The sequence below is a fragment of the Lwoffella lincolnii genome (genome assembly GCF_002014765.1).
Taxonomy (GTDB): Bacteria; Pseudomonadota; Gammaproteobacteria; order Pseudomonadales; family Moraxellaceae; genus Psychrobacter; species Psychrobacter lincolnii.
Genome location: NZ_MUYT01000003.1, coordinates 1 through 21,911, shown reverse-complemented (window position 1 = coordinate 21,911; position 21,911 = coordinate 1). Strand labels below are relative to the sequence as shown.

The 21,911-nt window shown below is 43.7% G+C and carries 16 protein-coding genes; 8 read left to right on the top strand and 8 right to left on the bottom strand.

Translation table 11 applies throughout. The features are described 5' to 3' along the window. The first annotated feature begins 104 nt into the window (after nt 1-104). From B0682_RS02100 to B0682_RS02090, 3 genes are all read left to right on the top strand, one after another. Nucleotides 105-1,697, top strand: coding sequence for an ABC transporter permease (locus tag B0682_RS02100; RefSeq protein ID WP_078306466.1), 1,593 nt, complete (start codon nt 105-107; stop codon nt 1,695-1,697). Further along, on the top strand, nt 1,694-2,788 hold the full coding sequence (locus tag B0682_RS02095; protein ID WP_078306465.1) for an ABC transporter ATP-binding protein: 1,095 nt from the start codon (nt 1,694-1,696) through the stop codon (nt 2,786-2,788). Before B0682_RS02100 ends, B0682_RS02095 begins: the two co-directional genes overlap by 4 nt. Before the next feature lie 68 nt (nt 2,789-2,856). Further along, nucleotides 2,857-4,053, top strand: coding sequence for an amino acid aminotransferase (locus B0682_RS02090; RefSeq protein ID WP_078306464.1), 1,197 nt, complete (start codon nt 2,857-2,859; stop codon nt 4,051-4,053). Between the two features lie 112 nt (nt 4,054-4,165). On the opposite strand, the gene ribF is transcribed toward B0682_RS02090, so the two are convergent. Further along, nucleotides 4,166-5,209 carry a riboflavin biosynthesis protein RibF gene (ribF, locus tag B0682_RS02085; protein WP_078306463.1) on the bottom strand — a complete coding sequence of 348 codons (1,044 nt, stop codon included), beginning with the start codon at nt 5,207-5,209 and terminating at the stop codon, nt 4,166-4,168. Nucleotides 5,210-5,461: 252 nt separating this feature from the next. Between ribF and B0682_RS02080 the strand changes: the two genes are divergently transcribed. After that, on the top strand, nt 5,462-5,983 hold the full coding sequence (locus B0682_RS02080; RefSeq protein ID WP_078306482.1) for a GNAT family N-acetyltransferase: 522 nt from the start codon (nt 5,462-5,464) through the stop codon (nt 5,981-5,983). A 39-nt stretch (nt 5,984-6,022) separates the two neighbouring features. Here B0682_RS02080 and B0682_RS02075 read toward each other — a convergent pair whose 3' ends face one another. After that, complete coding sequence (locus B0682_RS02075; protein ID WP_078306462.1) at nt 6,023-6,655, bottom strand: pilus assembly FimT family protein; 633 nt, start codon at nt 6,653-6,655, stop codon at nt 6,023-6,025. Nucleotides 6,656-7,113: 458 nt separating this feature from the next. Here B0682_RS02075 and B0682_RS02070 point away from each other — a divergent pair, with 458 nt between their 5' ends. Together B0682_RS02070 and typA are read left to right on the top strand one after the other, a co-directional pair. Further along, nucleotides 7,114-8,433, top strand: coding sequence for an OmpA family protein (locus B0682_RS02070; protein ID WP_078306461.1), 1,320 nt, complete (start codon nt 7,114-7,116; stop codon nt 8,431-8,433). A gap of 214 nt (nt 8,434-8,647) precedes the next feature. Beyond that, a complete protein-coding gene (typA, locus tag B0682_RS02065) occupies nt 8,648-10,495 on the top strand; it encodes a translational GTPase TypA (RefSeq protein ID WP_078306460.1) in 1,848 nt (615 codons plus the stop codon). A gap of 86 nt (nt 10,496-10,581) precedes the next feature. Here the strand turns inward: typA and B0682_RS02060 are convergent, their stop codons facing one another. The 4 genes from B0682_RS02060 to B0682_RS02045 all read right to left on the bottom strand — a co-directional run bounded on the left by B0682_RS02060 (nt 10,582) and on the right by B0682_RS02045 (nt 15,757). Beyond that, nucleotides 10,582-11,016, bottom strand: coding sequence for a hypothetical protein (locus tag B0682_RS02060; protein WP_078306459.1), 435 nt, complete (start codon nt 11,014-11,016; stop codon nt 10,582-10,584). Between the two features lie 263 nt (nt 11,017-11,279). Next, the gene (gene mutM / locus B0682_RS02055; protein ID WP_078306458.1) at nt 11,280-12,167 is read right to left on the bottom strand and encodes a bifunctional DNA-formamidopyrimidine glycosylase/DNA-(apurinic or apyrimidinic site) lyase; all 888 of its coding nucleotides are present in this window, start codon (nt 12,165-12,167) and stop codon (nt 11,280-11,282) included. Between the two features lie 82 nt (nt 12,168-12,249). After that, the gene (locus tag B0682_RS02050) at nt 12,250-14,922 is read right to left on the bottom strand and encodes a RelA/SpoT family protein (protein ID WP_078306457.1); all 2,673 of its coding nucleotides are present in this window, start codon (nt 14,920-14,922) and stop codon (nt 12,250-12,252) included. 277 nt (nt 14,923-15,199) lie between these two features. Next, on the bottom strand, nt 15,200-15,757 hold the full coding sequence (locus B0682_RS02045) for a rhomboid family intramembrane serine protease (RefSeq protein ID WP_078306481.1): 558 nt from the start codon (nt 15,755-15,757) through the stop codon (nt 15,200-15,202). A gap of 361 nt (nt 15,758-16,118) precedes the next feature. Between B0682_RS02045 and B0682_RS02040 the strand changes: the two genes are divergently transcribed. Beyond that, the gene (locus B0682_RS02040) at nt 16,119-18,020 is read left to right on the top strand and encodes an OmpA family protein (RefSeq protein WP_158077839.1); all 1,902 of its coding nucleotides are present in this window, start codon (nt 16,119-16,121) and stop codon (nt 18,018-18,020) included. Between the two features lie 52 nt (nt 18,021-18,072). Next, nucleotides 18,073-19,800, top strand: a complete 1,728-nt coding sequence (locus B0682_RS02035; RefSeq protein ID WP_078306455.1) for an OmpA family protein — start codon at nt 18,073-18,075, stop codon at nt 19,798-19,800. 184 nt (nt 19,801-19,984) lie between these two features. On the opposite strand, the gene ald is transcribed toward B0682_RS02035, so the two are convergent. After that, the gene (ald, locus tag B0682_RS02030) at nt 19,985-21,106 is read right to left on the bottom strand and encodes an alanine dehydrogenase (RefSeq protein WP_078306454.1); all 1,122 of its coding nucleotides are present in this window, start codon (nt 21,104-21,106) and stop codon (nt 19,985-19,987) included. A gap of 164 nt (nt 21,107-21,270) precedes the next feature. Further along, on the bottom strand, nt 21,271-21,654 hold the full coding sequence (locus B0682_RS02025) for a DUF2147 domain-containing protein (RefSeq protein WP_078306453.1): 384 nt from the start codon (nt 21,652-21,654) through the stop codon (nt 21,271-21,273). Between the last annotated feature and the right edge of the window lie 257 nt (nt 21,655-21,911).

Here is a 21,911-nt window from a genome sequence, read left to right as displayed (position 1 = left end):
ATATAATAACTCATACTGATGAACAATAATAATTATCATTCATTTTTATATTGTGATTTTTTGTGTCTGAATGAAAAGATAATAAATATTAGGTTTGATGAGTTATGCGTGTATTACCCAAAGTGTGGTTATTGCTATGTATGGCGTTGGTGCTGATGCCGTTGTCAGTCATTATGCTGGCATTTGGTGAGTTTGACCAGGAGATTTGGGGGTTTTTACTCGATTATCAGTTGCCGTTGTTGGTGAAAAATACCCTAATACTGCTATTAATGACAGCAGTCGGTGTGTTGCTGGTGGGAGTGAGTACCGCTTGGCTGACGGCAATGTATCGTTTTCCACTTCGTGGGGTGCTGTTTTGGGCGATGATGTTGCCATTAACCGTACCTGCGTATGTGCTGGCATTTGTGCAGGTGGGCATGTTTGATTACACAGGGGCGATAAGTACCTATCTGCGTCAAGCACATGGGTTTGAGCAGGGGTTGCCTGATGTGCGTAACATTTGGGGCTTATCGGTGGTGATGATTTTGACCTTTTATCCTTATGTGTATTTGCTTGCTCGCAATGCGTTTTTGAGCATGGGGCAGCAGTCTTTAGAGGTCGGTGCGTCTTTGGGTTTGTCGCCCAAACAGTCGGCGATGAAGATTGCCTTACCGATGGCTCGTCCGTGGGTGCTGGGTGGGTTGATGCTTGCGTTGATGGAAGTGTTGGCGGATTTTGGTGCGGTGTCTATCTTTGGGGTGGAGACGTTTACCACAGCGATTTATCAGGCGTGGTATGGTTTTTTTTCTATTGAGACTGCCAAGCAGTTGGCATCGCTGTTGATTGTGTTTGTATTTGCGTTGATGTTTTTGGAGCAGGTGACTCGTGGTGGGCAACGTTTTGCCATTGATAAGTCGGTACAGGCAAGCATTAAGCCATTACAGGGAACAAAGGCATGGCTTGCCACTTTGTATTGTGTGCTTGTGCTGACTTTGGGGTTTTTATTGCCTTTGGGTCAGTTGGTGGTGTGGGCGGTGGCAGATTGGCAATGGCAATCATTGCACGCTTTATTGAACCCAATGTGGCATTCGGTGCTGATTGGTCTGATGGGAGCAGGATTAACGGCAGTGGTGGCGTTGTTATTGGTAATGGCAAAGCGAACGGATAACAGCCGTTTTGCCCAAGTGGCGACTCGTGTGGCGACGTTGGGTTATGCCATTCCAGGGGCGATTTTAGCGTTGGGTGTGTTTGTGCCTGTGGCAGGACTGGATAATTGGTTGATTGAGCGGTTGTCTTTGTCAGAGGATATGACAGGAATTTTTAAAGGAACACTGCTTGTGATGCTTGTGGCGTATGTCATTCGCTTTTTGGCATTGGCGGTGTCAAGTGTGGAGAGTGGTTTTGAGCGTATTTTGCCAAGCATGACTGAATCAGCGGTGAGTCTTGGCGTGGTTGGTCATCGATTGATTACCAAGGTGTATTTGCCGCTGTTAAAAGGCTCTTTGGGCATTGCCCTGCTGATGGTGTTTGTGGACATCATGAAAGAGATGCCAATCACACTGATGACTCGCCCTTATGATTGGGATACGTTGGCAGTGCGGATTTATGCGTATACCATGGAAGGGCAGTTTAACGAAGCATCTTTGCCTGCGTTGGTGATTGTGTTGGCAGGTTTGGTGCCTGTGATTGTGTTTGCAAAAGCGGAGTATCGTTCATGAGTTTATCAGTCAAACATCTTGCCTTGGCATATGGGCAAAAACAAGTGCTGTCTGATGTCAGTTTTGAATTACAAGCAGGTGAGATTGCTTGTCTACTAGGGCAATCAGGCTGTGGTAAAACCAGTGCATTACGGTGTATGGCAGGTTTTGAAACACCCACCCAAGGCGACATTCATCTTAATGGTAAGGTGTTGTTTAGCCACACCCCCAGTCAGTCGGTGTCTGTCCCTGCCCACTTGCGTGGGATTGGTGTGGTGTTCCAAAATTATGCCCTATTTCCACATTTGACCGTGGCGGATAATGTGGGTTTTGGCTTGCATCAGCTTAGCAAAGCCGATAGGCAGACACGCATTGCTGAGCTTTTGGATTTTATCGGTTTAGACACTTACCATAACCGTTACCCACATGAGCTGTCAGGTGGACAACAACAACGTGTGGCACTTGCCAGAGCCTTAGCTCCTAAGCCACAACTGATTTTGCTAGATGAACCGTTTTCCAGTCTTGACGCTGAGCTAAGAACCAGCCTTGCCAAAGAAGTGCGAGAGCTGTTAAAGCAACAAGACACTCAAGCCATCATGGTCACGCATGACCAACAAGAAGCCTTTGCCATGGCGGATAAGGTGGGGCTGATAGCCGATGGTGTGCTACAACAATGGGCAACTCCCAGTGAGTTATATCATCAACCCAAGACACAGATTGTGGCACAGTTTATCGGTCAAGGGTCTTGGCTTAATGCCACACCAATCAGTGGCAATGATGCAAGCACCAGCTATCAAACTGTCCTAGGCAAACTTGGTTCGCAATATCCTTATTTTACCGATACAGAACAAGGCAAAACAGAACAAACAGGCAAATTGCTCTTACGTCCAGAAATGCTAGAAGTGGTCAATATTGCTGACGGTGTTGCTCATCATGCCCACACCACCACCGCCACGGTAGTAGACACTGAGTTTAAAGGGGCGTATCATCTTTGTCAGCTTAAACTGGGCAACCAAGAGATGGTCTATGCCCACATTGTTGCGACGGCTGATGGGTCTTGGCCGATACCACAAATGGGCGATAAGGTCGGGGTTAAGGTTTTATCATCATAAAAAACAGCCGTTGATTTCAATGTTAAACTGATTTATATTTTTTTAGCCATTAAGTTCAAGGAGATACCATGTTTAAAAATGTCGATTTTTATGCAGGCGACCCCATTTTGGGGTTGATGGAACAATTCAAAAATGACACCAAAGCGGATAAAGTGAATCTTGGTGTGGGCGTGTACTACACTCAAGACGGTAAATTACCCGTCCTAGAATGCGTCAAAACCGCTGAAAAACGCCTTGCTGACCCCGTACAACCACGCCCTTACTTGCCAATGGCAGGGCTGGCTGGGTATCGCAAAGCATGTCAAAATCTGTTGTTTGGTAAAGATGCTCAAGTGCTACAAGAACAGCGTGTCGCCACCATCGCCACCATTGGCGGTTCAGGAGCATTAAAAGTGGGAGCGGAGTTTTTGCATCAATGGTTTCCCCATGCCAAATGCCATGTCAGCGACCCCACATGGGGTAACCACATTGCCATCTTTGAAGGCAGTAACATCGAAGTTCATAAATACCCCTATTACGACAAAGCCACCAGCAGTGTCAAATTTGACGATATGATTGCTTATCTACAAAACTTGGATAAAGATGACATCATTTTATTGCATCCATGCTGTCATAACCCAACAGGGCGTGATTTGACACAAGAGCAATGGAATACCGTACTAGAAGTCATCAAGCAGCGTGGGCTGATTGCTTTTATGGACATTGCTTATCAAGGTTTTGGCACAGACATGGACAGTGACGCTTATGCCATTCGCAAAGCGGTGGACATGGGCATGACGCTTATCGTCAGTAACTCATTTTCTAAAAACTTATCGCTTTATGGTGAGCGAGTGGGTGGTCTGTCAGTGGTTTGCCCCACCGCTGATGAAGCCGAACGAGTGTTTGGCCAACTACAATTTACCGTGCGTCGCATCTATTCAAGCCCGCCATCACATGGTGGACATGTCGTTGACATCGTCATGAATGATGATGAATTATATCAACAATGGCTGGGTGAAGTTTATGACATGCGTGATCGCATCAAACAGATGCGACAAAAACTCAAAGCCACGTTAGAAGCCAAAATTCCTGAGCAGAACTTTGACTATCTCACCGAGCAAAACGGCATGTTTAGCTTTACAGGACTCACTCCCAAACAAGTCGAACGCCTACAAAAAGACTTTGGCATTTATATGGTCAGTAACTCTCGCATGTGTGTGGCAGGCTTAAACACCAACAACATCGACTATGTGGCAAATGCCATGGCAGACGTATTAAAAAGCTAAGGTTATATTTGTCAAAAATAGCCATCTATCATAAAAAACCATAAAAAATCCATCATAAAAGCCACGTTTAACGTGGCTTGATGTGACGTTAAAAACTGAAGTTAAAAACGCATCAACGCAACCTTTCATGCCATGCTGGCCCTTCACGCCATGCCAACAAAGCGTGTACATCTGCATCAATCCCAGCCTTTAACGCATCAAGCGATGAATAACGTCTCTCCCCATGCAAAAAATGCAAAAAAGTAACCAGTAACTCTTGTCCATATAAATCACCATCAAACTTAGGAAAATGCACCTCCAGTCGCCATTGATATTGTTGGTTAAGCGTTGGGCGAGTGCCAACATTGCATGCACCAAACAAACTGCCTTTACTCAAACCCACCAGCCCAGTACTGCCGTGTTTGCCTAGGCTTGATAAATCCGTACCATCGGTTGCCCTCACAGACACACCAAACACACCATGCACCGCAGGTTTTAGCCGATTTAAGGCAATATTGGCGGTGGGGAAGTTCAATGTCCGCCCGATTTTATCCCCATCGGTTACCGTCCCTAACATAAAATATTCATGCCCAAGCAGTGCATGGGCATGGTCTAACTGACCCTTTGCCAAACACGCTCTAATGTGGGTTGAGCTGATTCGGTTATCGTTATTCATGTCTTTAATGGTTTGTAAATTATTGACAACAAAGCCAAACGCACGTAAAAATTCACTGTCTCCTGTGCGGTCATGTCCAAACCTAAAATCATCACCCAACACCAAAATTTTGACATTCAGTTGTTTAAGCAGAATCTGAGCAAACTCATTGGCAGACAACGAACGAAATGCATCATCAAACCCTGCCACAATCAAATAATCCAATCCCTTGCCATTGTGTTGCAAGTTCGATAGTAACTGTTGTTTTTCTGCCAAATTGGTCAAACGAGCAGGGGCATTGCTGGGTGAAAAAAACTCTCTGGGTTGTGGCTCAAACACCATCACCGCACTGGCAAGACCCTGTGAGTTTGCCGTATCGAGTACTTGATAAATCATGGTCTGATGCCCCAAATGCACCCCATCAAAATTACCAATGGTCAGCACACAAGGCAGTGGCAATGACGGTAGTGATTGAGCAGATTGGTTGCTGGCTAATAAGTCGGATAATAGTAAGATTTGCATGTGGGTATCATGTGGCTATACAGTGTGAGATTATGGGGTAAGATTGTAGGGTGAGATGACAGTATGACATTGGTTATGACAAAAATATGGCGTATTATAGGCTATTTTTCCCAACATACCCAACTTAACACAAACAACATGCCATTATCTAAAAACATGCCATCGTCCAAAAATACAAACAATTGCTTATATCACTGGCAAACTGGTTTATCTGATCAATCATCAACTAAGTCTGGTCAACCACCAAATAAGATGGGTATTTTTTTACCATCTATCGATGACCTTACCGACATTGTCGCCATCTATAACATGGCTGTTCCCAGCAAATCAATCACCGCAGACTTAACCCCAATCCGTACCAACATGCGTACCGCTTGGTTTCATGAGCATTTGCACAATCCTAAGCGTCCTATTTATGTGCTTAAGCAATTAGATAATGGCGTTGATGGGGGTAAAGGGCGTTTGGTAGGGTGGGGCAGTTTTAGCGATTTGTATGCTCGTCCTGCTTATCACATCAGCAGTGAAATTAGCCTTTATCTGCACCCTGATTATCAACAAAACGGCATCGGTCGTACCTTATTGACGTGGATGTTACAGCAAGCTTCTGGACTTGGCATCAAAAACGTGGTGGCACTGATTTTTGCTCACAATCAGCCAAGTTTGGCGTTATTTAAACGGCTTGAGTTTGTACAATGGGGGTATATGCCACAAGTATGCGATATGGACGGATTTTTGGCAGATGTGGTGATGCTGGCAAAACAAACACAGACATAAACGCAGACATCAATACCAATAAACAGCAGAACACATCAACTAACAATCTAACGCATATTGGGGAGCGGTCTTATAACGCACAATGCCTTGCGTGTTAAACGAAATCTGATAATGGTTGTCATTAAAAGCAGTATTTGAGCAATAACTGACATGTCCAATATGACCTCTAGGTAAACCCGTATCCCCCCAAAACTTGGCGTAATGCTTCCCCAATGATACCCGAAACATCACATGGCCGTATTTTAAGCCCAAATGATGCTGTTCAATCACACGGTCTTGATGAACATCAAATTGGTTATCACGGTTCATGTCATCAAACAACAGCAACGCATGCTGTCCATCACGATGACAAGCTCCACTGTCATCTAATATGCAAACAAACACATTTTTTCGTGTGGTAAAGCTATTAACTTTTGCACTTGATAATGACGTGCTGATCAGATTTGCCACACGCCGAGCTTCCATATTGGCAAGCTGGCGCATAAAAGAAGGATACGCAATCACCGCCACCAATGCCAAAATCACCACCGTTACCATCATCTCAATTAAAGTAAAGCCTTGAATGGGGTTGATAAGGGTTAATGGGCTTGTACGCTTAGACTGTCTATGACTAAATGGCTTGGGTGAGTGTGGTTTTTGATACTGTGGCTTATGATTGAGCATGGAAGACATGAGAACGTGATGTTCTTGTTATTTATCGAAATCTCACATTATTGAAGTCAAGCTAATACAATAATAGCAAGATATCACCCAATATGTAAACGAAACAGTGGTATTTATATAAAAAATTCGTTACTATTTGTATGCCGATGCTCAAAAATAAGCCAATTTTGCTACAATGGATTTAAAATTTCAGATAAATGCAAGGCTGTTTGTCTTATCAAGTACACTGTTTGTGCTTGTCAGCATATTATAATTCAGTATATTATAATAATGTAATTATCTGTACCCTTACTTCACAAAGTGTTGTATTCTGTGCTTATTAAGGCTAAACTTTAGCCGTTGTGTCATCTCTCAAGAGATTGTTTGCCATCAGTCACTAAAACTTGCTAAAACTTAGTAACCTAAGATTTGGTAACACTTAGTCATGATGAATGATGATCTGATTTAATCTAATTTGGAGGAATTCCATGAAATTCAATAAAATCGCAATGGCTGTTTTGGCGGCATCTGCCGTTCCTTTAGCAGCTCAAGCTGGTGTGACTGTTACTCCACAGGTTGGTTACCACTATGCCAATCAAGCTCATAAAGAGCAACGCAAAATATTTAACACAGGTAAAGATTTAAAACCACAACAATCGGATTCAACCCCAAATGGTGGCATTGCTCAACAAAGTGGATTATACACTGGAGTGGCACTAGGTGTTGAGCTGACTCCATCTACCCAATTCCAAGTAGAATACGGTGTTAGCAATACTGAAGGTCGAGCTTCTAAAGAATCAGCAAAAACTCCTGAAAATCGTTTTGATGTTGAACAACAAACTTTATCTGGTAACCTTTTAATTGGTACAGAACAGTTTACTGGCGTGACTGACAGCCCATTTAAGCCATACGTGTTGGTGGGTGCTGGTCAATCTAAAATTTCTGTAGAAAATCAAAAAGCTTATAACACAGGTACAAATCAAGCCACACAAACTGGCAAAAATGGAAATATTACTGCTGGTACTGAAGTTGCCGAATCTAAAGACACCATCGGTAACCTAGGTCTTGGTGCAATGTATCGTGTTAATGATGCTTTAAGCCTACGTGGTGAAGCTCGTGCCATCCACAACTTTGATAATAACTGGTGGGAAGGCATGGCATTGGCAGGTGTTGAAGTGGTTTTGGGTGGTCATTTAGGTGCTGCTGTTCCTGATGCTCCTGTTGCCGAACCTGTTCCAGTCACTCCTGTCGATCCAGTAGTACCAGTAGTGCCTGTTGCACCAGTGGTTGTTGTGGAAGAGCCAGTGGACATCGACTCTGACGGTGATGGTGTGGTTGACAGACTTGATGCTTGCCCTGGCACACCACGTAACTTGGTTGTTGATGCCCGTGGTTGTCCGATTGAAGTGCCAGTTGCTGACGAATTGAACATGGAGCTTCGTGTGTTCTTTGATAATGATAAGTCGGTCATCAAGCCACAATTCCGCCCAGAAGTTGCCAAAGTGGCAGAAAAAATGGGTGAATATCCAAACGCAACCGCACGCATTGAAGGTCATGCTTCTAAGACAGGTCCTTCTGCTGCTTACAACCAACGTCTGTCAGAAGCTCGTGCTGTCGCTGTTAAGTCAATGCTTGTCAATGAATTCGGCGTTGCACCTAACCGCATGAGTACAGTTGGTTATGGCTATGATCGCCCAATCGCTCCTAACGACACTGAAGAAGGTCGCGCCATGAACCGTCGTGTTTATGCTGTCATCAGTGGCGATAAGACAGTGACCGTACAACAAACCAAAGATATGATTCAGTAATGGTTTGGTCTTGGTTCGGTCATTCGCCAAACCACATGTGCTAATAAATTGCATGTGCTGGTATGAATGAAAGACGCCCTCATTTGAGGGCGTTTTTTTATTGTGCATGACATATTGTCATCATTTTATCTCATTAAGATGCTATACTAGCCGCTGTTTTTTATACACCCTTGTTTTAAGCATATTTTATTAAGCGTATTTTTTAAGAGTATTTATGGCAAATGACATTCAAAATCTGCGTAACATCGCAATCATTGCTCACGTAGACCATGGTAAGACCACACTGGTAGATAAATTATTACAACAATCAGGCACACTGGGAGAAAGAACTGGTGAGATTGAGCGAGTCATGGATTCAAACGCCCTTGAACAAGAGCGTGGTATCACCATTTTGGCTAAGAATACTGCCATTAAGTGGCACAACCCAAAAGATGGCATAGAATATCGCATTAACATCGTTGATACCCCAGGACACGCTGACTTTGGTGGTGAAGTTGAGCGGGTCATGTCAATGGTTGATTGTGTGTTGTTGTTGGTAGACGCAGTAGATGGCCCGATGCCACAGACTCGCTTTGTTACCCAAAAGGCATTTGAGCAAGGACTTAAACCCATTGTGGTGATTAATAAAGTTGACCGACCGGGTTCTCGTCCTGATTGGGTGATGGATCAAGTGTTTGATTTGTTTGATAATTTGGGGGCAACCGATGAACAATTGGACTTTCCAATTGTTTATGCGTCTGCATTAAATGGTGTGGCTGGCAGACAGGCTGATGAGCTTGCTGATGACATGACCCCATTGTTTGAGACCATTGTGGACATCGTACAACCACCCCAAGTTGACCCAAAAGGGGCGTTTCAGATGCAAATTTCAAGCCTTGATTATAATAGCTTTGTGGGGGTGATTGGCATTGGGCGTATTCAACGAGGCTCTATTAAGACCAACACGCCTGTTGTGGTGATTGATAAAGATGGCAAAAAACGCAATGGTCGTATCTTAAAAATCATGGGTTATCATGGTCTTGAGCGTGTGGATGTGGATAATGCCCAAGCAGGTGATATTGTTTGTGTGACAGGGTTAGATTTGCTCAATATTTCAGACACCATATGTGATTTAAGTGAGGTTGAAGCTCTGCCCCCATTAACCGTTGATGAACCAACCGTTTCTATGACTTTTCAGGTCAATGACTCACCATTTGCAGGACGTGAAGGTAAGTTCGTCACTTCACGCAACATTCGTGAGCGTCTTGAGCGTGAGCTAATTCATAATGTGGCTTTGCGAGTAGAAGACACTGACACCGCCGAGAAATTTAAGGTTTCTGGACGAGGTGAGTTGCACTTATCCGTATTGATTGAGAACATGCGTCGTGAAGGCTATGAGCTTGGGGTATCACGTCCTGAAGTGATTATCAAAGAGGTGGATGGTGAAAAACAAGAACCTTTTGAAAATGTCATTTTTGATATTGAAGAGGCGCATCAAGGTTCAGTGATGGAGCAAATCGGTTTGCGTAAAGGCGAGATGACTAACATGGAGCTAGATGGCAAAGGTCGAATGCGTATCGAGGCGGTGATGCCTGCTCGTGGGTTGATTGGTTTTCGTTCTGAATTTATGACCATGACATCAGGTACGGGAATTTTGACATCTAGCTTTTCACATTATGGCACTCAAAAAGTGGGTGATGTGGGTGGTCGTATTAATGGGGTGCTGGTATCAATGACATCAGGTACTTGCTTGGGTTATGCTTTATTTAACTTACAAGAACGTGGCAAGCTGTTTGCTGAGCCAGGTTTGGAAGTGTATGAGGGAATGATTATTGGCATCAACTCTCGTGGTGATGACATGGTGGTTAACCCAACCAAAGCCAAGCAATTAACCAACGTGCGTGCGTCTGGCAGTGATGAAAACATCATCTTAACCCCTGCGATTAAGTTTAGCCTTGAGCAGGCGTTAGAGTTTATTGAAGACGATGAGTTGGTTGAGGTAACACCTGAATCGGTGCGTATCCGTAAGCGTTATCTGAGCGAAAATGAGCGTAAACGCCATGGTCGTAAAAAAGACAGTTAATTGGATTGTTTTATCAATAAAAAAGCCAGCGTTAAATGACGTTGGCTTTTTTGATGCGGTTGGTTTTTGTGGTTGATTTTAATGCCTTAGTCAACCACCACCACGGTATCGTTGGTATTGATGATGACTTCAGATGGTTTGTCAACAACAAGACGTACAGTGTTGTTATTGCTGTCTTGTGATTTGTAGTATTTGTCTTCAGCAACGGTACAACCTAAGCAACGTTGTAATGCTGCTTCCCAAGGTTCGCTGACCAGTTTTTGCTGAGCTTGTTGATGATTGTTACCAGCAAAAGAAAAGGGAAGACTCGCCACATAAGCGACTGTGCCTGCCACTGCTGTGACCAACTGCAAAGGCTTACCTACCACAGTATCCACCACCATGGACTCATAGGTAGGACCAAAGTCGTTTTCATTGATTTCAATGGCAGCTTGAGATGCTGAGCTAAGTAACATGCCAGTGACTAAGCTTGTGGAAAGTGCGATGTGAGTTGTAATGCGAGTAAAGGTACGTTTTGACATGGTGTTATCCTTAAATAAAATACCTATGATGTGTTTGTGATGGGTTGACAATGTATTTAGGGTGTGTTCCTAATTGCAATGATAAGATTGACAATGATAGGAACTTACAAATGATTGCCTTTATTAAACCAAGTTATGCCAGTCATGGCAAGCAGAAAAGTAACAATCTTTTAATAAATTGACAGCAGTGAGTCATAGGCAATGATTTAAAGACATTGCCACGCTGTTATTTACCCATTATTTACTTGTTATTTATCCGTGATTTATCCATAAAGGGGCTGACAGTTTGAGCAGTACACACTGGCACGTCCGTTGATTTTTTGCTTAGATAATGGTTTGGCACAAGTGGGGCAGGGTTGATTTTCACGCCCATAAGCCAACAGTGTCTGCTGAAAATAACCTGTTACTCCATTGGCAACGGTAAAATCACGCAAACTAGAGCCACCTTTGGCGATGGCTTGGGCTAAGATGGTTTTTATATGACTTACTAATGTTTCAAGCTGTGCTAAAGACAGCAGATAAGCAGGTGTGGCAGGGTGAATGCCTGCCAAAAACAGGCTTTCGGTTGCATAAATGTTGCCCACTCCAACAACCAGCGTTTGTTCCATAATGACGGATTTAATCGCTCGTTTTATGGGCGTTTTGAGTGTTGGCTGGGTTGTTTGAGTGCCATCATCAGTGTGGTTAAGACGATGAATGTGCGTGTGTAGATATTGAGCGGTAAAGTCATCACTTAATGGCTCAACACCCAAATGGTCAAGCAATTTATGTTGATAATCTTTTGCCCATAACACTGCCCCAAAACGCCTTGGGTCATGGTAATGTAGTTGGGTGATTTGTCCTTTGGTATTGATGAAGTCGATGATAAGATGGTCATGTTTACGTTTATCAAACCCTTGTGGGTGCTGTTGTAGACTGCCTGACATGCCTAAATGGACAATCAGCGAACGTGGGTGTTGTCCGTTAAAGTCTAATAATAAATATTTGGCACGGCGATGAATGGCAGTCAGACGGTGCTGTGTCAGCTGTGATAAATCTGCTGGCATTTGCCACCTAAGCTTTGGTTGATATGCTTGCAGACGGATAACGTTACTGCCAATAAGTGGGGTTAAGCTGGTTTTGGTGGTTTCAACTTCAGGTAATTCAGGCATATTGATGGGGATTGCTTGATGTTAATGTTAATGTGAAAAGCTATCTGTTATTTAACAACAACATGTGTTTAACAACATGCTGTTATTTAACCGCACGGTAAGCTTGCAAAATGCCATGCTGTTGCTCAAGCTTGGCAAGTAGTTTGGATAATTGTGCCAATCCTGTTACTTCCAAATGAATACGCATTTCAGCGATGTCTTCATCGGTGCTGACGCTGTCTACTTTACGAATGTTGATGTTTTCTTTATCAATGACTTGTGTTAGGTCTTTGAGCAGACCACGGCGGTCGTAAGCTTCGATAAAGATTTCTACAGGTTGCAAATTGCCTTGTTCTGAGTACCAAGTGGCATCTATTTGACGTTCAGGCTCACGTTCAATCAAGCGAGCGTATTCAGGACAGCCTCGGTGATGGATACTGACACCATGAGATTGGGTAATGAATCCTGCGATGGGCTCACCTCTGACTGCTTGACAGCAACCTGCCAGATGAATATCGATGTTGTCTAATCCATCAACGCAGATTTGATAAGCATCCAGCTTGCCAGTCGCTTTTGGGTGAATGCTGGGTTTAAAATTCCGATGGTCTTGCTCTGGCGTTAAGTCCAGCTGTTTTAAAATTTGGTTGGTGAGTTGATGTAAGCTGATGTCGCCTGTTACTAAACCCACCAAAATATCTTCTGAACTTTTTACTCGAAAATGTTCGATATGGCCAGCAAGATTCACACTGTTGGCATGCACGGACAATCGCTCCAACTCTTTGGTAAGTATCTGCCAGCCGATGTCGATGTTTTTACTGCGGTCAAGTTTGTTAAACCATTGTCTAAGTTTGCTTCTGGCTCGGTTGGTATGAATATAGCCAAGTGAGGGTACTAGCCAATCTCGGTTAGGCTCACGGTTGGATTTGGTAATAATTTCTACCTGTTCACCTGTTTTTAGTTCATAAGTCAGTGGCACATATCGTTGATTGACACGAGCAGCTTGAGCATGATTGCCCACTTGTGTATGCACATAATAGGCAAAATCCAGAACGGTTGCTCCTTTGGGTAACTCGGTGATGTCACCATCACGGCTAAACACATAAATGCGTTCGAATTCTTCAAAATCAGCCAGTTGCTCTTCTGCGTTATGATTGTCAATTTGGCGGTTGTCAGGTTGGTGGTTGTCCTGTTGATTGTCAAGGGTGAATGGTGCTGACGCATTGTCAGTGACTGAGTTGATGTTGATATTGGCTTGTGGGTGGTCTTTGTTGGTAGTCAACAGTTGTCGTAATGAGTTGATGCGTTGATTGAGATAAGCATCATTTTTGCCCCCTTCTTTATAGGTCACATGGGTACACATACCAAGCTCAGCTTCATAGTGCATGGTGTGGGTGCGGATTTGTACTTCCAGTGATTTATGCTTGGCAATCACTGCGGTATGCAGTGAGCGATAGCCGTTGGATTTTGGGTTGGTAATGTAGTCATCAAATTGCTCAGGAATGTGTCGCCATAGTCCATGCACCAATCCCAAAACGTGATAACACTCACTGTTGCTATTGACAAGCACTCGTAAGGCACGAATGTCATATAGTTGGTCAAAGGACAGCTGTTTGAGTTTCATCTTGCGATAAATCGAATAAATGTGCTTCACTCGACCACTGACATCGGCTTGAATGCCTGATTGCTCAAGGGCTTGTAACAGTTGTCTACGCACTTGTTCGATATAATCTTCACGCTCACTGCGTTTTTCTGCCAGCAGTTTGGCGATTTGTTTGTAGCGTTCTGGTGCAAGGTGGCGAAATGCCAAATCTTCAAGTTCCCATTTGATTTGAGCAATGCCCAAACGGTGGGCAAGTGGGGCATAAATGTTCATCACTTCACGAGAAACACGCTGTTGTCTGGCTTCACTGGCAAATGATAACTCTCGCATGGCAAAGGTACGCTCAGCAAGCTTTATCAACACCACTCGCACATCATTGGTCACAGCGATGAGCATGCTATAGATGTTGGTGAGCTGTTCACGGTGGTTGTTGATAAAATGGTCTTCTAGGCGTTTGTTATTTTCGATGGCTTCGGTCAGTTGTCCCATCGCCAAGGTGTCTTGTACCAGTTGGCAAACTTCTTTACCAAAATGCGCTTGTACTTCTTGCAGGCTAAGCAACTCTTTACGCACACTGCGAAACAGCATGGCAGCGACCAACGCCCGCTCATCATGATATAAATAGCTTAAAATATCCGCCATGCCAATGCCTGTGGCATACACACCAGAACGTTGGTTGTGGCTGACGGCATTCACCTTTTTGACCAGCTCCAAAGCGGCATGTAACTGAGTCAGATTATCTTGATGAATGCGTTGAGCCACCTTATCCAACCATGCTTGGATATCAATAGAAGCGGTATTTAAATGAGTGGTTGGCAAATGGCCATCACCACCCTGCTCGTGAATGCCCTGCCCGTGAGCATTTTGCCCGTGAACACCTGTGGCTGATGCCCCATATGGCAAATTCAAAGAAGACAGCATGGTTAAAAAAGTGGGATACGTACATTGCTTAACAACATGATTGCCATCGCCAATAAACGACCACTGAAATGACGACAACGTCATCTTATGATGACCATTAGCATCGGTTTTGCTTGACCCAACCTGTGTGTTACTTTTAGATACATGAAATAAAGGTTGGCGAGAATCATAGACAAATTGAGCGGTCAAACTGGCACTGTCAGCAAGTGCTGTCTGTCCGTCAACCAAAGGTAAGCCTTCTCGAATTTTAACCATGCCTATCTTCCTTTTGCTGATGGTTTGATGCCTTGTTGTCATTTAAAAAACATCTGACGACATGATTCATCATTATCACCCAACTGCTGGATAAATCAATGCAAACACTGTAAATATAAATACCGATATCAACACCGACCATAACAAAAAATAAAACAACCACATCACAAGCTTAAAATCTTATGTTAAGCTTGTGATTGTAAAACACGATGTTAAACTTCGATTTTAAAACACGATTTTAAAACACGATGTTAAAACACGATGTTAAACCCTGATGTTAAAATTTGGGGTGCATTAACTCATCAAAAAAGTGCAACATAATGTTGGGATTGATGGCAATGGTGGCAACCACCCCAAACGCACCGCCCCACAAATGGGCAGAATGATTGATGCGTGAATTGCCTTTTTTATTGGCATATAGGCCATAAGCCACATAAGCGACGGCAAATATGATGGCAGGGATTGGGATAATCGCCATCAGATACAACATGCTCCAAGGTTTGATTAAAATATACGCAAACAGCACCGCTGATACCCCACCAGAAGCACCAAGGCTAAAATAATTTAACTTTCCCTTATTGGTGGTGTGACTGGGTAATATCGAAGCGATGATGGCAAGCCCATAAAACACCACAAACCCAAAACCTGACACATATTGGTTATAAAACTGCTCAATGGCACGCCCAAAAAAATACAAAGTAAACATGTTAAATAACAAATGCGTGCCATCTGCATGGATTAAACCATAAGTGACTAAGCGATGCCATTGCCCTTGGCTTACCCAAACGGGGTTAAATATCAACTGATTGTATAAAGCACGACTTTGCCAAGCCATCAGGCTGACGATGACGGTAACGATGATGATGATGGTGGTATGATTTGGCACATAATCTCCTAAAAATTAAGGGCAATCAGCTAAAAAAGAATTCTAAAAAAACATGCTGACAAATTTGGTGGCTTTTTTTTGGTGGTTTTTTGCTGATTTTTACAACCATGGTAACAGTATTATGACGGTTTACTTACTGTATCATAACGAAATTTATTGAGAATTAGGGTATCTTATGTCATTAATCGTCAATGATGTTTGTTAACGATGGTTTTTGTTAACGATGGTTTTTTGACTTTGTGAAATTTGGTTAATGTGAAATTTGGTTAATTGGCTTTAGTAACTGGATAATCTTTAATAAATGGATAATATGACAACAGATGCGATGACAGACATTGTCGGTCATCTAAGACAGACGGTAACGCCAACCTTATTCAATGAACAACATGCTCAGCCAGAGACAACATTGTCAGACACTGAGCTGTCGTATATGTTAGATGGGTTTTATGCGTTGTTGACCACATTGTTGACAGATGATAAAACTGCCACACGAATTGAGCAAGTCATGATGGCAAATGATGGTGATGTTTATGCTCAACTTTGGAATGCCACTGAACGTAACATCATCAGCACTGAACTGGCACAAGCCCATGATGTTGATAAAATGACGGTTGATGATTGTCTTGATGCCGTTACGCCAAATGCGTATCGACATATCAAATCGCTGGCAGGGGGCCATCCTGTTGCCACTTATCTAAAAGGACACGTGCAACAAATCCGTCCTTATTTGCCTGTTTGGGCGGACATGGTGTTACCGCCTTATCTTTTGGGGAGTGTTGCCCCTAACATCACTTCAAACGTTGCTTCAAATGCTGTCTCAAATATGACCAGTAAGCCCAAGCCCACAGTAGAGCCTGTCTCAGAAGTGGCATATCAACAAAAGGCATACCCACAGTCGCCACCTACCTACAAGCGTCCACAAGGCAGTTTTATCAAGGCATTGTTGCCCATTTTGGCTTTGGTGTTGCTTGGCACATTGGCTTGGACAGCCTTGCATTACTTACAAAAAGACCCTAAACCACTTGCCCAACCAAATAGCAACAGTCAGCCAAACATTGCCCCTGTGGCAGTCACTTTGTTACCTGCCAACTTCACCGTAACCATTGGGGCATCAGGTGAGCTGTATGCGTGTCGTGGTGGTGTTGCCAATTCCATTATCCAATCTGAGCTGATAAAGGCGGTGGAAAATGTGTTTACCCTGTCATCAAACCGTTGTTTCTTTGATGTGTCGCCAAGCTATGACACCAAATTGCCTGCGATGGATCGAGTGGCAAGCATTTTAGCAATGATGAAACATGTGCCATTTGCCACGGCAGAATTTTCGGACAATCAAATTGTGTTAAATGCGCCCAATCCTACCGCATTGCAACAGTTGGTTAATGACGTACAAGCCTTGGCAAATAACGCTCAAGTATTGGCTGCCAAACCCTTAGATTCACAAGCCCAAATCAATCAAAGTCTAGAAGCATCAAGGCTTGCATTGGCAAGTTTGTCAAGCAATGCAAATCCCATTGATGTGGCTCGTGCATTGAGCTTGCAGGTGATTAATTTTGACATGGATAAAGCAATCATTCCTGAAGTCAATAAGCCACTGCTTGATAAAGCTGCCGACATCATCAAAGGTCTGCCTAACATAAGCTTGCTTATCATGGGGCATACCGATGCCACTGCTGATAATGCCCACAACGTGGCTTTATCACAAGAGCGTGCAACAGCAATCAAAGCGTATTTGGTCGCCAAAGGTGTCGATGCCAGTAAGCTGATGGTCAAAGGCATGGGTGAGCAATATCCAATTGCTGATAACGAAACTGAGCAAGGACGTTTTCGCAATCGTCGTATTGAGTTTGCTGTTTATAATCAGACTCAAGGTGATTTGGCTTGGTATCGAGACATACCAACACTTAACCAGCGTTCGCTCAACATCACAGACATGTCAAGCATGAATGATGATGCAGAAATGACCCAAACACCTGATATGATGAATGACATGCCATTTAATCAAGAAATGAACCAAAATATGCAAAATATGAATGTTGTGCCTAATGACCAAATGAACACTGGGGATAGTGGCGATTTGATTTATCCCCTTAGCAATTCCCAGCCTATGAACAATAACCATGGTTATGGTGGCATGTCTACTCAAGAGTTAGATGATTTGGCGAACTTAACCATCGTTGCTGAGCCAGCTATCAACCATTCAACCACCCATTAACTCATTGTTGTCTTATTTTTATGATTCTTGTTTTTATGATTAAGGAGTTAGCATGAATATCATCAACCATTTATCAAACACCATCACCCCTGCTGTATTGTCTGATGCCACAGCCAGCAGTGAAACTTCCATGCTTGAGCAATTCTATGCCATTTTTTTGGCACGCTTAGCAGATGACAACACGTACGCTAAGCTGTTAGATGAAAATTTGGTGGCAGAAAATGCGGGGCTTGATGCCATAGTCTGGAACAATACAGACGACCCAAAATATGTGGCTGAGCAGTTGGCAATCAATCATGGGTTGGAGATTAACAGCGTACAGCAGATGATGGCAGCCGCTTCACCTTTGGTGGTGCAAGAAGTAGAAGCATTGGCAGGAGAAACGCCTGTCCCAACTTATCTGCGTGGCTTACAACACAGTCAAGACAATCACAATACGGCGTTTGTTGATCATATTCCGAATTGGGCATTGGCGATGTTACCAGCAGGGTTGTTGGGCAGTACTGCCAGCACAGCAACTGCCCACGTAACGCCGCCCGCTCATGTCACACCAGAGCCTGCTGATTCTCGCATCTCTGAAACCATCTCAACCGACCCATTGGTCAAAACCAAAAAGCCATCTGGCAGTTTTATGAAGGCTTTACTGCCCATCATTGGCTTGATTATCTTGGGTGCATTGGCATGGGCGTTGTTAAAAGGTTGTCAAGAACCCACAACCAGCACTCCTGTGGCAACCGCCACCGAACAATCTGCCCAAACGGTTGCTCCTATTGAAGAGATGGTGAATGAATCACCTTCTGTGTTACGTCTGTCCGTCGATGAAACAGGCGAAAATGTCTATACCGCCACGGTTACCGCAGGTGATCAAGGTGTTGTTGACAGCATCAAATCCGCCATTGTCAATGTCTTTGGGCAACCAGCAGCTGACAAACTGATGGTTGATATTGACTCAAATCTCGCCACCCACATGCCTGCTGGGGATAAACTCACTGACATTTTAAGCGTGGTCAAAGGCGTACCCAATGCCAGCATCAGCATCGTAGGTGAGACCATCCGTGTCAATGCACCAGATACCGATGCTCGTGATAAACTGGTTGCTCAATTACAAGCTTTGTTGCCAGCGTTCATCGTAGAAGCTGAGCCTGACCTCAATATAGGCGATTCGGTCAATCAAAGCATCACCGCTTCACAAGCTGCCTTAAACCGTTTAACCGCTGCTCCAAACATCAATGACTTAATCCGTGCTTTGAACTTACAAATCATTAACTTTGCGGTTGATGAAGCCATTATCCCTGAAGAAAATAAAGTCATCTTGGATAAAGCCGCTGAACTTTTGCAAAAACTACCAGATGCTCACCTAAAAATTACAGGACATACTGACACACAAGGTCCAGCATCGTATAATCAAGACTTATCAGAACGTCGAGCAATTTCTGTCAAAGAATATTTGATATCAAAAGGCATCAATGCTGAGCATCTAACCACCATCGGTGCAGGTCAAGAAGAGCCGATTGCTGATAATTCAACTGAACAAGGTCGCTTTCGCAACCGTCGCATTGAATTTGGTGTGATGTCAGATGGTAAGTCTGTTGCGGTGATTGGCAATGGAGAATCTGGCTCAACTTCCATTGCAGACACCACCAAAGTGAATGATGCCATTCATGTGGCTGGTAATGCGGTTAAAGAAGTGGTGAGTGGGGTGATTGACCGTGAAGTGGACTTAAATTCAACCGACACCAACCACGCCACTGACAATGACAATAACAATAACAATGAATGACACTTTATCAGGTGGTGATGGCTCAAACAACTCAACCACAACACCGTAATTTGCCGTCATTTCACTTGATGGCAGATTCATACAATGACAAAAAACCCAATGCGCACGGCATTGGGTTTTTTATGTGATGTATTTTATGTGGTGTCTTTTGTTTTTGTTTTAGATGGGTGTGTGTCGATGGGTATTAATGGCTTAAAAGCAACTCTTTGGCATTCACATACTCGTATCCTAATGCATCTGCCACCGCTTGATAAGTGACTTCACCGCCAAGCGTATTGATGCCTTTCATCAAGGCAATGTCGTCTTGACAGGCTTGTCGATAACCCTTGTTTGCTAAAGCAAGGGCATAAGGCAACGTAGCGTTAGACAATGCCATGGTGGACGTACGTGGCACAGCCCCTGGCATGTTGGCAACGGCATAATGAATGATGCCATGCTTGGTATAAGTGGGGTCATCGTGGGTGGTGATGCGATCGGTGGTCTCAAAACAGCCACCTTGATCGATGGCAATGTCCACCACCACACCACCAGCTGGCATAGATTGTATCATCGCATCGGTAACCAGTTTGGGAGCAGATGCCCCTGGGATAAGCACCGCTCCGATGACCAAATCGCTCTGCTTGACACATTGGGCAAGGTTCAATGGGGTAGACATTAAGGTATGTACACTGTTGCCAAACAGCTCAGACAACTGTTTTAAGCGTCTTGGGTTTAAATCTAAGATGGTTACGTCCGCACCCAAACCAACCGCCATTTTGGCGGCTTCTGTGCCAGCAACCCCACCGCCCACGATGGTAACTTTGCCTTTTTGTACCCCTGGCACACCGCCAAGTAAGATGCCTTTACCGCCATAAAATTTTTGTAAAAATTGAGCACCGATTTGTGTGCTCATTCGCCCTGCCACTTCACTCATGGGGGTCAAAAGTGGCAATGAACCATCTGCCAACTGTACCGTTTCATAAGCGATTCCTGTAACTTTATTATCTACCAAAGCTTTGGTTAACTGGGCTTCTGCTGCCAAATGCAGGTAGGTAAATAGCGTCAAACCTTCTTTAAAAAATGGATACTCAGTTTGCAACGGTTCTTTGACCTTAATGACCATGTCCACATCCCATGCCATGGAAGCATTGGGTACGATGGTTGCTCCGACCGCTTCATAGTCAGCATCAGCAAACTGTGAGCCACTGCCTGCATTGGTCTCAACCCTTACGGTATGACCAAAGGCGACCAACGCATGAACGCCACTTGGGGTAAGACCGACACGGTTTTCGTTATTTTTGATTTCTTTTGGAATGCCGATAAGCATGTTGCTCTCCTTAGCATCAGATAAAAAAAGGGCATCATATGGCGTTGGGTTAAACATTGGATTAAAAACTGACGCAATGTTAAAACTGACGCAATATTATTGATGCAATGTTATTAGGGGTGCGGTTATTAAAGATGCGATTATTAGAAATATGTCCTAAAACTTCACTTCTTTTTCCAGTTTTGTGTGCGATGGAATGGACCTAAATGACCACGCACTGCCAAGGTATTTGCTTTGAGAGTGGCAGACATTTTGTAGGTTTTGCCATTTTCTGGATCAGTGATTTTACCGCCACTGTATTTGCCATTACCATCAGCTTTTAAGCCTGTAAAGACGGTTGTGCCAACGAATTTTTTACCCTCTTCACGGTTGGTGTCAATAATTTTACCAGAGAAAGTATCACCAGATTGGGTGATTTGAACGGTGGCTTTGGGTTTGCCGTTATCAAATGTTTGCCACATGGTATCGGCAAGTGGGTCATTCGCCATGACAACAGTGGTCAGCGCAAAAGTGGCAAGGGCAATGGCGGATTGAGTGAAAAATTTCATAAAAGACTCCCTTCTTTAAACTTTCTTTGTTGAAAATAAATGAGCGTTGAAAATAGATAAGCTAAGCCAAAACGCTGATGATGTGAAACTGATAAACACTCATTCTAAGCATATAACAATTTTTAAGCGTATAACAGTTTTTAAGTATATAACAATTTGTATTAAGATTGTATCAAGACATCGTACTTTTTTATCCTCCGTTGCCTTATATCCACCGCCTTCAGGCGGTGGATATAAGGCAATTGTTAAATGCGATA